The following is a 14,461-nucleotide window of genomic DNA, read 5'->3' on the forward strand; positions in this document are numbered from 1 at the left end:
CTCGTGTAAAGCGAAAGCTAAGCAACGTAGATAAGCAAGCGCTTGTAGTATCATCTAAACTTATGCTTTAGCTTTGTAACTATAGCCTGAGTTTTAAGCCATTATTTAACTAAAGAGTAGAGAAAAAAACTGTGATCCATGTTGTTTTATACGAGCCAGAAATTCCTGCAAATACAGGGAATATCATTCGTTTATGTGCCAATACTGGAGCGCAGTTGCATTTGGTCAAGCCATTAGGCTTTGAGCTGGATGATAAAAAACTTCGCCGCGCCGGTTTGGATTATCATGAATGGGCGCACATGAAAGTGTGGGAAAACTTTGAAGAATGCCTTGCGGGCTTAAAAGCGCAAGGTATTGAGATGGATGCCATTTATCCATTAACCACCAAAGGATTTGAAACACCGCATACCTCTAATCTAAATCGCCCTGTAGCATTGTTGATGGGGCCAGAAACACGTGGTTTGCCAGAAGATGTCCGTATGATGTTCCCGAAAGAACATTGGATTCGCCTGCCGATGGCACCAAATTCGCGTAGTTTAAACTTGTCTAATGCTACTGCTGTGATTTTATATGAAGCTTGGCGTCAGCAAGACTTTAAAGAATTGGTCTAAGTGTGATCTGTTCAAAAAGCCGCTCTATCGAGCGGCTTTTTTATTGGGAGTGAACACAGTGAACCATTTACAGCAATGAAGTTTTGTAAAATAAGGGCTTAAAAACTTCAGCATCAATATAAAAATGTGTATAAGAACACTGTGAAGAACTAAAACGGGTACTTAAAACTTGAAATCTATAAATTTAAAAGCTTTTGGTGTCGTATTTGCGACCGGATTCATTTCATCAATGAGTTGGGCTAATCCAACCGTATCGACCACAACGGAACAGACACCAGTCACCGTCACTGCAACTACAGAAAATGTTCCAGTTGTACCGAAGGCTGAGGTGATTAAGCCTTTTACTAAGGCTGAAGTACAACAGGGCATGCTGGAAATGCAGCAAAGACAAAATCAGCGTATTGAGGAATGGGGAAAAACACTAAAAGCCGACGATTTTGAGCGTTCTTGGTATGGTGGTCGCCAATTGAAAAAAGCTAAGCGTCAGGAAGTATGTGGACTATATCAAGGCTTAGTCAATGAAACATACAGCTTGGCTCAAAAAAATAAAGCCCGTCTTAGTGTCGCTGATCAACAGCTAGTAGCAGATCGAAATCAATTTATTCAAAGTTTAGGGTATGAAAAAAATATCGTAGATACCAAGATGGGTTTTAACTGCCGCCTAAAATAATCGGTGTGTATGACTGCTTTGATCCATCTCAATAATTAATGTCCTTGATGCCCAGACATCAAGGACATGGAAAAGCTCAAATTACCTCGTGAATTAATCAATTAAATTAAAGTCACTCAGTTCTGTTTGTAGATGTTTTGGATTGTTTGCAAACAGTAGTTGACCACTGGTGTATAACCAACCGAGTTGACCTTGCTGCTGAAGACGTTTCAGTAAGACGTCGTTAAATGTCGACGTTGCAAAGACAGTTTCACTAAAGACTTTAAACTCACCGACATTAGTGTTTTCACTGTCTTTCATAAACAGCATGCCGTTTTTGGTGGTTGAACTCATATCTAAAGCACGGCTGACTAAGCGGTAACCGTCTTTAGCCTGCTCATCAATCAACTCCTGTAATTTTAAGCTGCGCTCTACACTATTGCTGCCGGTTGGGTAAGTTTTATAGCGATAGCTGTAAGTGCCATGGTGTGCGCTGCTATTTATACAGGTTGCAACTTTAGGACTGTTTTGATTGCCGTTTAGAATTTCAGGACGTAAACCAGTGAAATAGCTTTTGAATTGAATAATACGGCAGCCTTGAGCACCCAGTGTATTGAGCATTGTTTCTAGCTGCACAGGGTCTACGAGTGGGGAAGCATAGCCGCTGTCATAGGTGTATGTTGCGGTATCATTTTCCTTCTTAATAAAATAATCTTTGAAATTCAGGGCATTGGTTGGTCTGACGCTATGCAGGTATTGATAGCCTGATTTGCCTTTTTCGTTTAACTGATTACGCCATGTAAAATAAATGTCAGCGGTAGAGGGTGCTGTACGATCTGCCACAATATGATTGAAACGCGTATTTTCATTGGCAAGTTTCATGTAGCTATTAACATTGCCATTGTCCAAAGTTTTAGAATCATAGCCAATTAACTTATAACCACTTTGTCCCATTGTATTGAGCTGAGCCAAGAAGTTCACAGTGTCGGTGGTATTAATAAAGCTCTCAGTCTTGAAGTCTGCAGTTGTGATTTTGGTTTTCGGTTTTAAATTGGTGAAGAATTCATTGGCGTTTTTTGTATAGCAACGGCTGTCCTTGAGTGGGTCGGTAATTAGTCCGCGTTGCATGATGATATAGCTTGGATTTGAAATCGTCGCGTTAATCACGCAGAAAGACTTATTATTTAAAAAAGTTAAGACACGGTTGCTCGTCGCTCCACCCCTGACTGGTTGAAACTTAATCGCATGATATTCAAAGTTATTTAGTGTTGCAGCCGGCTGTATTTCACTTATAACCATGTCATGAAGTAATTGATAGCGTTTGGAAATAAATTCGCCGCTGCAGGTTTTGCTTGAACTATTGTGTACCGCATATTTAAGTTCTTCGTTCAGTGCACTGATTGAATTTTCACTGGTTTTATGAATTGAAATTTGTGGTAAATCGCAATTACTGTTACCGAGGGCAGAGTTCCCTTGAATCCATTCACCTGTGAATTTATCCGCTACAGTTGTTGGCGTTGGCGTTGGCGTTGGCGTTGGTGTAGGTGTAGGTGTAGGTGTAGGTGTAGGTGTAGGTGTAGGTGTAGGTGTAGGTGTAGGTGTAGGTGTAGGTGTAGGTGTAGGTGTAGGTGTAGGTGTAGGTGTAGGTGTAGGTGTAGGTGTCGCGCCACCATCATTGGAGCTTGATCCACCACAGCCCACCAATGTCGTAAATACAGCAGCGATAATGCTGATTTTGTGATTATTATTCATGACTAGTGCTCAATAGAGTGAAGTTGTTATGTACGGCTGATGCAGTTGTATAAACTTTTAAAATCTAGATTTATTGAACAAGGTGTGACTCAATCCAGCCATTGCCATGTTCTGTAGTGACTTCGATCAAACCTGTTTTAGTCATGTTTCCCGCAAAAATAATATCTGCATTTTTTGACAGTTTATTAATGACTTGGCTCGATTTATCGGCAGTTTGATAAAGCGGTAGATTATTAATTTTAGGTCGGAGTTGCTGTCCCATGCTGAAACCATTTGCAGCATAACTTGAGTTAGTCGTGGCCCGACTACCTGTCCATTCTTTTGCGGTATTCGATACTTCTTTGGATGTTTCATTAAATTGATTCAGCGTATTTCTTAAATCACGCATGGTATCGGCAAAACCTGCATATACCGGTATTGAAGCTAAAGACAGACTGCTAACGATGACTAAATGACGAATTTTCATGAACTTTCTCCTTTACTTTGTTATGTCATTCCGCATGAGTTTTGTCGGATTCAGAACATTCGCGGTATTTAAATAATTATAAAATGCGAAAATTTAGCATTTTTAAAATAGATCATTTATACTTCACTTGTAAAGAGGGTGGAGTGGTGAAAATGAATGTAGAAAGCCAGAGTGAACATCTAAAGCAAAGTAAAAAATGGTATCAATCCTTACCGATGGAATGGCAAAATTGGTTGAATGAAAATATTGAAAATGGTTGCGATGTACAGAAAATAAGTCTAATTTTACAATCACATGGATTAAGCCCAAGGGCGGATCAATACTTATTTTCTGATGCAGACCAACTTTCAGAACAGCTGCAAAATGAACTTTTGGACTACAGTCTTGAGGGCTTAGAGATAGATGAAATTTTAGAAAAAATTAAGCAAAAAAATATTTCAAATCATTTGATCATTCAGTTTTTAAAGCATGTAAACAATAACGTAATTTTTAAAAAACTGAAGCAACTACAGCAACAGCAGAATAAACAGCGTTGGCTATTGCAAGTGATGGGCCAATTGAATCAATTGAACGACCACAGTCCATCCACAATCAATTGCATTGAAACACCTGATTTTGAAACATTTATAGAGCAGTATTATAGTCAGATGCGGCCGGTCATTTTAAAAGGTGGGATACAACATTGGCCTGCATTGCATAAATGGAGTCCTGAATATTTTGCACAGCATTTTGAAAATGAGTTGCTTGAAGTCCAGATGCATCGTGAGCAGTATCAAGATTTTGAAAAAAAATCGGTACAGCTGAAACGCATTATTTTGATGCAAGATTTTGTCGCACAAATCAAAGCCACTAAGCGTAGCAATGACATTTATTTAACAGCGAATAACGCCGCTCAAAATAAGCAGTTCATGCAAAAGATAAGTGAGGATCTAGGTGACTTCGCCAAAGGTTATTGTCAAAAAGAGATCAAAGATCGACATTTTTTATGGTTTGGCCCTGCAGGCACATTTACACCACTGCATTATGACTTAACCAATAATATGTTGGCACAAATCTATGGACGTAAAAAAGTGACTTTGATTCCTGCATGGCAGATGCCGTATATGTATAACGATCATTGGGTATTCAGTCAGGTTTCAGATGTTGCAAAGGCTGATCTCGCAGCCTATCCATTGTTAGAAAACGTGACGCCGTTCGAGTGCATTTTGCAGCCTGGGGAAACCTTATTTATCCCAATTGGTTGGTGGCATAGTGTTGAAAGTTTAGATATCTCGATCAGTGTTTCTTTTACGCATTTTAATGTAAATAATCATTTTTTTACTGAATATCCTCAAGATCTCATCAGATAAAAATTGTGAAGTAGATTAAACAATGCGAAAATTTCACTTATGCAGTCTAATTTTCATGGCAATTCAATGAGCAAACTTCTCACTAATGAGGCAGATCAAAATTTACAGCAAGTATTGGTGCTGATGAATGAGCTGAGCCAATGGCTGATTCGCTCAGGTGTGGGATATACCGAGTTTACTGCTGCATTAAAACCGGTTTTTTTCCAACAAGCTGTACAAGAGTTAGAGCGTATCGATCAAAAACCCACGATTTCCGCGATCAGTTTACTTTCTGGCCTACACCGTAAAGACGTGACTGCTTATAAAGAAGTGATTTCTGAGGGTAAGGATTTGACCGAAGCGACTGTTTCGGAGCCAATTAGTGTGCCATCACGTGTGATTGGATTGTGGCTTGCAGAAGGCTGGGGGGATTCATTGCCCTTTAGTAGTGAGTCAGAAAATAGTTTTGAAATGTTAGTGAAACGTATCTCCACCGAGCGCCATCCACGTTCGGTTCTCAATGAACTTGTACGTTTGGAAATTGCCACTGAAAAAGATGGGCAGGTGTATTTACAACAACGTCGTTTTATTCCTGATCCTTCGCAGCTAGAAGCACGTAAAATTTTAACGCGAAATGTTCAAGCGCATTTAGAAGCGGGTTTGCATAATTTATTGAATCCTGATGAAATACCTTACTTAGAACAAGCCATTTGTGCTGACGAATTAACAGAAGAATCGATTAATAAATTACATGAAATGAGCTTAGAGCTTTGGCAGAAATACTCACTACAACTTTTAAAACTTGCCGCGGAGCGTTGCGCAATGGATGACGGGAATCCTGAAGCAAATCGTGTATTTCGCTTTGGAGTTTATCAACATGATACGAAAATTAAACTTTAAGACTTTAACCCTTTGTGGCTTGATCAGCGTTTTAGCGGGTTGTGACATAGAGTTTTTTCGAAGTGGTGGGGTTACAATTGAAGGTACAGGTGATCCAATCATTGATATCGGTCATGCAGGGGATGGCCGCGGAACAATTATCTTGGGGACACGATATTTAGAGTTTTCAGCTTCCGTGCAGGATTCTTGTTATGGCGTGGAACGTAAATTAGCCTTCCTCAATCCATTTGATCGTCAGTCGATTGACACAAAAACGTATGTAGAAATACCTGCTGCCCAAGCGGATCTTAATTCGCAAAATGTTCAATTGATCTTAAAAAATACCAATAGCGTACCAGTCACCATTCATTTGCAATGTGATATGCCATTAACCATGCAATTATTCGAGCAGGTTAGACCATATTTTCCAAAACAAGTATGTGATACACCTATAGATATCAAACTCTATCCACAACAACAGCATATATTTGAAGCAGCTGTAAATTTAGAGACTGTTGAAGATGGTATATGGTCACACGGTGATGGAGCATCGGTTGAATTAAAAGGCAATACACCAGACAAGTGTGAAGAAATTTCAATTCAATTTCAGCAATCTAGAAAATCCATACAACCTTAATTGGTATATTTAAAACAAAAAAGGCGCTTTAAGCGCCTTTTTTGTTTAGAGATAAACTTGATTAGAATTTATCATCAAATTCGTTATGTTGCGGTGCAGGGTGTTTAAAACCTTTGGTTTTGTATGCTAAATAACCAACACCAATAACAGCCCAAGCTAGTCCTAGTTTAAGTGCCATCTCATCAATTTCTAACCACATTAGGAATACACTGGCAAAACCAAGTGTAGGAATAATCACATAGTTAATGATTTCCTTTAATGATTTAGTTCTTCCATCACGTAATGCATAACGTGAAATTACAGAAAAATTGACAAAACTGAATGCAGTTAATGCACCAAAGCTGATTAGGTTAACAATATGCTCAAGATCAAGGAAACCCGCAGTAAGTGCAACTACACCAACAATTAAAATATTATAAGTTGGTGTGTGGAGTTTAGGGCTAATATGACCAAAAATCTTTTTGTTAATCACACCATCACGGCCCATGACATACATTAAGCGTGATACACCCGCATGTGCCGAAATACCTGAAGCAAGAACGGCGATAACTGCAAAATAGAGCACTAGATTTTTGAATGCAATACCAGTAATTGCGGTTAAAATTGTTGTGTTGCCAAGCGCTTCCAGCATTACCGGTTGTGATTCATCCAATGGATTAAAATACAAATTTGCATTGCTAGGGAAAAATAGCTGGATAAAATATGTGCTGACAATAAATATAATGCCGGCAATTAATGCGGTTGAGAAAATTGCTTTAGGCAAGGTTTTTTCAGCATCTTTGGTTTCTTCCGCAAGTGATGATAATGCGTCAAAACCTGTGAAAGAAAAACACAAAATTGTCGCACCGCCAATTAAAGCACCAATCGTGGTCATTTCATTCCAAAAAGGAGAAAGTGACCAAAGTCCAGCTTTATCTGGATTTAAAGTGCCATCTGCATAAACACCTTGGGTAAGGAGTAAGTAAACTTCATAAACAAAGTAGAAGATTACCCCTAACTGTACGAACACTATAGTACTGTTAAAGCGAGCGACAAAACGTGAACCAAATAAATTGATGACCGTCATAATTACAGTCAATCCAATTACCCAAATCCAGTTATTTACATCTGGGAATAAGGCTCTTAGATAAATATCTGCCAAGATAATGTTGACGAGAGGTGAAAGTAAATAATCTAGCCAAGATGACCAGCCAACCATGAAGCCAACGTTTGGGTGAATGGATTTTTGAGCATAGGTATACGCCGAACCCGATGATGGATAGCGGCGGATCATATGTCCATAACTGATTGATGTTAAAAGAATGGCCACAAGTGCAAAAATATAAGAAGTTGGGACATGTCCTTGACTTCCGTCTGATACCAAGCCAAAAGTATCAAATAAGGTTAGAGGCTGAATATATGCCAGACCAATAATGATGATATGCCACAGCACAAGATTTTTTTTCAGTTTTGCTGCAGATTGAGTCCCAGAGTAATTTGTCAACGGCGTTATCCTCTTATCGTTGATCAAGGATCAGTCATATTCTAAGGATCGTTTGAGACGAACGATCCCCCCTACGTTTTAAAACAAAAGTGCGCCAATCTACTCCAAATTGGTACATTTTGTCAGTAACTTTGAAATTATTTTTAGCAGAAATTATGCCAGTTTGATTAAAAAATAACTGATATTGCATTCTGCAAGTGAAAAGCCCGATGTTTAAAAAAACATCAGGCTTAATTTTTCGCTATACTCGCTTATTTTTCAGCAATTACCAAGCTTTTTTTAGAATAGTTTTAAGGTCTTCTAAGCTGGCTTCTTTAGGATTATAAATAATAGATCCATCATTCAGTGCTTTCTCTGCCACTTCATCTAATTGAGCTTCAGTCACTTTACCTGTTTCACTCAAAGTACGTGGTAATTTGGTCAAACTAAACAAGCGGTCACGCATGGCTAAAAGCGTTGAAATGGCTTTTTCAGCGCGGAGGTTGGCCGGTGTTTGTGCATAAATATCAGGACCAGCCAGTGGTAATAGCAATTCAGCAATCTTATCGCCATTCACTTCTTTGTTGTATTCCAAAACATACGGCAAGAATAAATTCATGCATAAGCCGTGGGGCAGGTGAGCGACTGCACCTAGCGCATGGCCTAATGAATGCACCAATCCAACCATTGAGTTTGAAAATGCAATTCCTGCCATCGTAGAGGCTTGTGCAAGTTCTAAGCGTCCATGTGCATCGCTGGTATTATCTAATACACCAAATAAGCTATTGCTGATTTTCTTGATTGCGGCAGTTGCATAGGCATCTGAAATCGGGTTCGCCGCCATGCACGTATAGGCTTCAATGGCATGCGTCATCGCATCCATCGCTGTCATCGCCGTAAGATGGGGTGGCAAAGTTTGCGTCATACGTGGGTCAAGAATTGCCGCATGTGGCATCAAATAATTCGATGCAAAGGCCATTTTTACATTCTTTTCAGGGTCAGAAACCACAGCGACCATAGTCACTTCTGAACCTGTACCCGAGGTTGTTGGAATCACAAAAAATGGTTTTAACGGTTTTGGTAAGTTGTGCGCACCTGAGTATTTCAGTAAGTCATCGCCACCTTCAGACACCAAGATATTGGTTGCCTTAGAGGTATCAATGACTGAACCGCCACCGACTGCAATAATGGCATCACATTGGTTGTCGCGGTAAAGTTGAGCCGCTTTACGTACGGTTTCTAAACTTGAGTCTGGCGGAACATCATCAAAAATATATCCAATCACCGTCTCGGTGCTTTCAAATGCCGCTTCAATCGGTGCAAGTAATTGATTACTGCGAACGCCTTTGTCGGTAATGATCATGGGACGTTTAGCACCCAAAGTAGACAGTTCGAATGGGATGTGTTCTAAAGCAGCATGGCCAGCAATCACTTTTACAGGACAGAAAAATTCGTAATATGGTTTAGCCATGTGTTATGTGCTCCGTTTTAAATAAGACTGGGCTACTTTTAAATAAATATTTGCAGCACCGCTCAGTTTTTCTTTTAGGCTTAAATGTGTTGGATATTCTTTGACAGCCAATTCAGCCACCAATTTAGGTAAAATTAATGCTTCCATTTTGTTGAGACAACGCACCAGTCGGATCGCATAAGACAAATCACCATCGGCGATCATGCGGTCATTGGCAAAGGCTTGTGCGGTACTTTCTTGAAATGAGAAGACCAAAAAGGCATGACTCAAATGCTTAAACGTAATGGTTAAGTCCGGCTTTTGAGTGCCGGGTGTGAGGAGTTTGAGTTGGTGGTCTTCCGTGACTTGCGCGACAAATGCAGCACCATTAGGAAAAACGTTCATAGATAAAATAAAATTAACTGGAAATTTAGCAACTTCTTGTTTAATTTCTTCATCGACCTGGCTCGCCATGACCAGACCTCTGCCAATCACATCCATCATGAGTTTGACATAGGCCTGCTGGAGCGCGGGTTTAACGGATTTAGTTGCAATCACGTGTACATCCCTTATCTATAATTATTAAATTTAGAGCTTTTACTCTAAATTATTTTATTTGAGAAAGCAAAGTCTTTTATAGTTGTTTGACTGTTACGTCTTTAAAGTAACCACTGTTTTTCAAAGTATCAATGATATCGACGCATAAGTTTTCAAATTTAGGGTAGTCCTGTACTAAATCTTGTATGCGTACCATTTCCAATCCTGCATAGCCACATGGATTGATGGTATGAAAACCAAATAAATCGCAATCAATATTCAGTGCTAAACCATGATATGAACGACCTTTACGAATTTTAAAGCCCAATGAACCAATTTTTCGTTCATTGACATAAACACCCGGCGCATCAGGCTTGGCATAAGCTTGAATACCATATTTGTTCAGCAAATCGATCATGATGGTTTCGGCATACGAGACCAATGTACGAACATTCCAGCCTAAGCGATTTAAGTCAAACATGAAATAAGCGACCAACTGACCCGGTCCATGCCAAGTGACTTGTCCACCACGGTCTGTTTGTACCACAGGGATGTTACTTTGCACCAAAATATGTTCAGGTTTGCCAGCTTGCCCCTGAGTTAATACATCGGGATGTTGCAATATCCACAGTTCATCAGGTGTGTTTTCATCGCGCTGTTCAGTATAAGTTTTCATTTCGACAAAACGATCTTCATAGGGAGTCAGATGATTGTATTGGCGAATGATTAAAGTTGGTTTTGCAGCGATCATTACAACAGGATTTCCTTGGCAGCGTTAAATTGATTGGTCGTTGAATTATGTCGTTATTCAGGAGGGATAAACATATATTCTTTAAAATTTTCGATGTATTCATCTAAATTTTCTTCAAGCATTTTGCGATATTCAGCAAGGAAATATTCGATGGTTTCTTGTTTTGCATTAGCGAGCTGTTCTGCTGTTTCCCATCCACATGCGCTGATCCAAGCATTAAAACGGGATGTTGCAAAAAGCATAGAGGCGCTTACTTTCCCTTTTCCTATCTCTTCCGTAATTTGCTGATTAGATAACTGAATGTGTTGATCCGCTCGCTCATAGAATTCATCATCAATATTTTGCATTTTATTTTATTCTCACAAAAAAAGTCCAAAACACTTTCGCATTTTGGACTTTTTAATTATAGCGCTGTCTTAATTAAAGGACAGGCTGCAAGGTCAGCGTATAAGGCATGAACTTGTTCCAACTCTTCAAAGCGCAGTTGAGCAGTTAAAGAGTGGTATTTACCTGTGCGTGACGGCTGTATTTTTACTGTGTCACCATCAAATTCAGGGAAGTGCTTCTGTAAAATATCAACAACAGCAACTCGAAGTTCTTCACCTGCATTACCAATCAATTTAATTGGGTAGTTCATAGGGAAGACCCAAAGATGCTCTTGCAATTCACGTGAAGGAGCGCGATTAGTCATATCAGTCATGGGACACCTCATTATTTAAAAATACCTGCAATGAGCAGGTATTTGGAATCATTTGCTACATGCTCATAATATGGGGCGGAAAACTCCATATTCAAGCCTGCATTGTCCTAGTTATAGGTTAGTCATTCTCAAGGAATGAACGCAAATGCTCTGAACGTGATGGATGGCGAAGTTTACGTAAAGCTTTCGCTTCAATCTGACGAATACGTTCACGAGTTACGTCAAACTGCTTACCCACTTCTTCCAATGTATGGTCGGTTGGCATATCGATACCGAAACGCATTTTCAAGACTTTCGCTTCACGTTCAGTCAAGTTTTCAAGAACTTCACGTGTTGCTTCTTTTAAGCCTTCTGACGTTGCAGCGTCAATAGGAGAGGTGATATTACCGTCTTCAATGAAGTCACCAAGATGCGAATCTTCATCATCACCAATTGGTGTTTCCATTGAAATTGGTTCTTTCGCAATTTTAAGCACTTTACGAACTTTCACTTCGTCCATTTCTAGACGTTCACCTAATTCTTCTGGTGTAGGTTCACGACCCATTTCTTGAAGAAGTTGGCGAGATACACGGTTGATCTTGTTAATGGTTTCGATCATGTGTACTGGAATACGAATGGTACGTGCTTGGTCGGCAATCGAACGCGTAATCGCCTGACGAATCCACCATGTTGCATAAGTCGAGAACTTATAACCACGACGATATTCGAATTTATCCACCGCTTTCATCAAGCCAATGTTACCTTCTTGGATCAAGTCGAGGAATTGCAAACCACGGTTGGTGTATTTTTTCGCAATCGAAATTACCAAACGTAAGTTAGCTTCAACCATTTCCTTTTTCGCACGGCGAGCTTTCGCTTCACCAATCGACATACGTTTAGAAATGTCTTTGATGCCTTTAACATCTAAGCCAAGTTCTTTCTCGATGTCAGCGATTTTTTGTTGGAATGCCAGAACGTCAGGGCGGACTTTTTCAAGATAGCCTTTCATTTCTGCAGGTGCTTTAGCAATTTGTTCATCTAACCAAGCAAAGTTAGATTCTTGACCTGGGAAAGACGTACGGAATTGAGTACGGTCCATACGACCACGACGTACTGCATAGCGCATAACTTCACGTTCAGAAGTACGGATTTGGTCATGGGTATTACGAATCAAATCAGAGATGATGTCGAATAAACGTGGTGTGAATTTGAACATCATGAACACAGTTGCAAGTGCTTCAAGTGCAGCAGCAGCTTCTTTACTGTTACGCCCATGTTTTTCAATTGCAGCTTTAGTGACTAACCATGCTTGTTCAAGCTCAGTGAAACGTGCTTTAGCAATTTCAGGATCTGGACCAGATTCGCCTTCAGAATCATCATCACCTTCAGACTCTTCTTCTTCATCGTCATCATCAAGTTTGACATCTTTAGTTGGCTTGTTGGTTGACGCTTCATCTTCATCGATCTCAGAATCATCTTCGTCGATCACTTCAGGGATGGCTTCGTCAGATTCTGGATCTAAATAACCAGAAAGAATATCAGCTAAACGGCGTTCACCCGCTTCATAATCTTTATATTCTTGCAATACAACTTCGACTGCATTTGGCCAATAAGCAATAGAATGTAAAACGTCACGAATACCTTCTTCGATGCGTTTTGCAATGCTAATTTCGCCTTCACGTGTCAAAAGCTCAACTGTACCCATTTCGCGCATATACATACGCACAGGGTCAGTGGTACGACCGGGTTCATTTTCAACAGATGCAAGTACAGCAGCGGCTTCTTCTTCAGCAACTTCGTCAGTCGCTTCGCTGCCACCTTCAAACATTGTATCGTCAGTTTCTGGTGCACGATCATGTACCGGAATACCCACGTCATTCAACATCTGAATGATGTCTTCAATCTGTTCACTTTCAGTGATTGAGTCCGGGAGATGATCGTTAACCTCGGCGAAAGTTAGGTAACCTTGCTCTTTGCCTCGGCTAATCAGAGCCGCTACTTGAGAAGTAGGGGAAGTCATATCGCTCATCTTTGCTTACTCTTCGTTGAATCTGTGGCAGTAAAAAACCGTGCATTTTAGCACGATCGTCTCATTAAATCTTGTTAATAGCTGGCTTATCCCATTAGGACGGTACAGCATCAAGCTGTCCAATGAGATATTAAAAATTTAAATTCAGTAATTTAGGTGGGGCTGAAATTGTTGTTTTCAAGTTCATCCCATGCATCGATTATTTTACGAGTCATCTTTGACTGTCATAAAAATGAAGGACGCAGGGTGGATTATATCATGCCACAGGTTTTGGTAAGAAAAAAAGACCTATTTTTAAAGTTTAGTTGTTAAAAAAACAAATAAAACTTGACAATATTTTATATCCCATATAAATAGCGGCTAGACCCCTTCAATTTTTTTCATTATGAGGTAGTTTTGGTGTCTTCTACAGATTTTGAACTAGATGATAACTACGGTGATGATGATGTGAATTTCGATGAGGCCAGTGCAAAAACTAGCGCGAAAGAATCGTTAGAAAAGCGCCGACTTATTGATGACCTTCTGGCTCAGCGCCGTCTTGAACGTGAGCTTAAAGATTTTGATTACGACATCGACGATGACGATGATTTTGATGACGAAGAAGACTAAATAGCGATTTAGCATAGCGCTTGAAAATGCTATGCTTACGCATTAAGTTTCTAACTCTGGATTTGAAATGAGTGCTTTAGATTTAGACCTTTTGAGTGACTATTTAGACGGCGATGACAACGAGCATGGTCTAGATTTTGCAGCGACTCATGGTTTTTTATGTGCAATTGCAGTAGGCCCAGCTTTTGATAAATGGCTAGACGAACTTTTTGATAACAATCAGAAAAAAGTACCTGCTGAAATTATTGCACAAGTAAAAGCATGGCTCGAATCGATTCGTCAGAATCTTGCCAATGAAGATGGTATTGAATTTCCATTTGAAATTGAAGAAGCCGATGTTGAATCAAGTCTTGGTGACTGGAGTGTTGGCTTCGTTGATGCCATGTTCCTAAACGAAGATGCATGGTTCACCGACGAGTTTGAAGAACAATTGGTAGATTTAACTTTGCCAATCATGGTGTTCAGCGGCATTGATGAAGAAGATCCACAAATGGAATCTTTCCGTCGTAATGGTCAGTTGATGGATGAACTTGCAGAAGAAATCCCAACCAATTTGAACGAATTATATTTGATGTATCACACACCAAATTAATTTCGACGAAATTTAAAAAAAGCACCTTGG

The 14,461-nt window shown here is 39.8% G+C and carries 16 protein-coding genes and 1 pseudogene; 7 read left to right on the forward strand and 10 right to left on the reverse strand.

Features of this window, described 5'->3' with window-relative positions:
- The first annotated feature begins 131 nt into the window (after positions 1–131).
- Positions 132–611 (forward strand): tRNA (cytidine(34)-2'-O)-methyltransferase, encoded by a 480-nt coding sequence (locus FTU83_RS08805; RefSeq protein ID WP_111885295.1) that lies wholly within the window; start codon positions 132–134, stop codon positions 609–611.
- A gap of 169 nt (positions 612–780) precedes the next feature.
- Complete coding sequence (locus tag FTU83_RS08810) at positions 781–1,281, forward strand: hypothetical protein (RefSeq protein ID WP_218945791.1); 501 nt, start codon at positions 781–783, stop codon at positions 1,279–1,281.
- Between the two features lie 93 nt (positions 1,282–1,374).
- Here the strand turns inward: FTU83_RS08810 and FTU83_RS08815 are convergent, their stop codons facing one another.
- The 3 genes and pseudogenes from FTU83_RS08815 to FTU83_RS08820 all read right to left on the reverse strand — a co-directional run bounded on the left by FTU83_RS08815 (position 1,375) and on the right by FTU83_RS08820 (position 3,478).
- Positions 1,375–2,739, reverse strand: coding sequence for a PT dipeptide repeat lipoprotein (locus FTU83_RS08815; RefSeq protein WP_373685364.1), 1,365 nt, complete (start codon positions 2,737–2,739; stop codon positions 1,375–1,377).
- Positions 2,736–2,814 (reverse strand): annotated as a pseudogene (locus FTU83_RS17695) (hypothetical protein); the annotation flags it as partial. The gene FTU83_RS08815 and the pseudogene FTU83_RS17695, both read right to left, overlap by 4 nt.
- A gap of 268 nt (positions 2,815–3,082) precedes the next feature.
- On the reverse strand, positions 3,083–3,478 hold the full coding sequence (locus FTU83_RS08820; RefSeq protein ID WP_078191381.1) for a hypothetical protein: 396 nt from the start codon (positions 3,476–3,478) through the stop codon (positions 3,083–3,085).
- 152 nt (positions 3,479–3,630) lie between these two features.
- Here FTU83_RS08820 and FTU83_RS08825 point away from each other — a divergent pair, with 152 nt between their 5' ends.
- From FTU83_RS08825 to FTU83_RS08835, 3 genes are all read left to right on the forward strand, one after another.
- Positions 3,631–4,827 (forward strand): cupin-like domain-containing protein, encoded by a 1,197-nt coding sequence (locus FTU83_RS08825; protein ID WP_180106136.1) that lies wholly within the window; start codon positions 3,631–3,633, stop codon positions 4,825–4,827.
- A gap of 66 nt (positions 4,828–4,893) precedes the next feature.
- The gene (locus FTU83_RS08830) at positions 4,894–5,706 is read left to right on the forward strand and encodes a DUF6502 family protein (RefSeq protein ID WP_180106138.1); all 813 of its coding nucleotides are present in this window, start codon (positions 4,894–4,896) and stop codon (positions 5,704–5,706) included.
- The gene (locus FTU83_RS08835; RefSeq protein ID WP_180023220.1) at positions 5,684–6,322 is read left to right on the forward strand and encodes a hypothetical protein; all 639 of its coding nucleotides are present in this window, start codon (positions 5,684–5,686) and stop codon (positions 6,320–6,322) included. Before FTU83_RS08830 ends, FTU83_RS08835 begins: the two co-directional genes overlap by 23 nt.
- Before the next feature lie 61 nt (positions 6,323–6,383).
- Here FTU83_RS08835 and FTU83_RS08840 read toward each other — a convergent pair whose 3' ends face one another.
- From FTU83_RS08840 to rpoD, 7 genes are all read right to left on the reverse strand, one after another.
- A complete protein-coding gene (locus FTU83_RS08840; RefSeq protein WP_180106140.1) occupies positions 6,384–7,805 on the reverse strand; it encodes an APC family permease in 1,422 nt (473 codons plus the stop codon).
- Between the two features lie 265 nt (positions 7,806–8,070).
- Positions 8,071–9,255 carry an iron-containing alcohol dehydrogenase gene (locus FTU83_RS08845; protein ID WP_111885299.1) on the reverse strand — a complete coding sequence of 395 codons (1,185 nt, stop codon included), beginning with the start codon at positions 9,253–9,255 and terminating at the stop codon, positions 8,071–8,073.
- Positions 9,256–9,258: 3 nt separating this feature from the next.
- Positions 9,259–9,792 (reverse strand): hypothetical protein, encoded by a 534-nt coding sequence (locus FTU83_RS08850; protein ID WP_180055766.1) that lies wholly within the window; start codon positions 9,790–9,792, stop codon positions 9,259–9,261.
- Positions 9,793–9,868: 76 nt separating this feature from the next.
- Complete coding sequence (lipB, locus tag FTU83_RS08855) at positions 9,869–10,522, reverse strand: lipoyl(octanoyl) transferase LipB (protein WP_180063216.1); 654 nt, start codon at positions 10,520–10,522, stop codon at positions 9,869–9,871.
- A gap of 53 nt (positions 10,523–10,575) precedes the next feature.
- Entirely contained in the window at positions 10,576–10,869 is a 294-nt protein-coding gene (locus tag FTU83_RS08860) for a DUF3144 domain-containing protein (RefSeq protein ID WP_180063215.1), read from the reverse strand.
- A gap of 56 nt (positions 10,870–10,925) precedes the next feature.
- Positions 10,926–11,213, reverse strand: coding sequence for a YbeD family protein (locus FTU83_RS08865; protein WP_180106169.1), 288 nt, complete (start codon positions 11,211–11,213; stop codon positions 10,926–10,928).
- A 127-nt stretch (positions 11,214–11,340) separates the two neighbouring features.
- Positions 11,341–13,230 (reverse strand): RNA polymerase sigma factor RpoD, encoded by a 1,890-nt coding sequence (rpoD, locus tag FTU83_RS08870; RefSeq protein ID WP_078192191.1) that lies wholly within the window; start codon positions 13,228–13,230, stop codon positions 11,341–11,343.
- Between the two features lie 399 nt (positions 13,231–13,629).
- On the opposite strand from rpoD, the gene FTU83_RS08875 reads away from it, so the two are divergent.
- Together FTU83_RS08875 and FTU83_RS08880 are read left to right on the forward strand one after the other, a co-directional pair.
- A complete protein-coding gene (locus FTU83_RS08875; RefSeq protein ID WP_078191373.1) occupies positions 13,630–13,839 on the forward strand; it encodes a PA3496 family putative envelope integrity protein in 210 nt (69 codons plus the stop codon).
- 67 nt (positions 13,840–13,906) lie between these two features.
- The gene (locus tag FTU83_RS08880; protein ID WP_078191372.1) at positions 13,907–14,431 is read left to right on the forward strand and encodes a YecA family protein; all 525 of its coding nucleotides are present in this window, start codon (positions 13,907–13,909) and stop codon (positions 14,429–14,431) included.
- Positions 14,432–14,461: the final 30 nt, after the last annotated feature.

The sequence above is a fragment of the Acinetobacter sp. YH12152 genome, from assembly GCF_013418285.1.
GTDB lineage: Bacteria > Pseudomonadota > Gammaproteobacteria > Pseudomonadales > Moraxellaceae > Acinetobacter > Acinetobacter amyesii.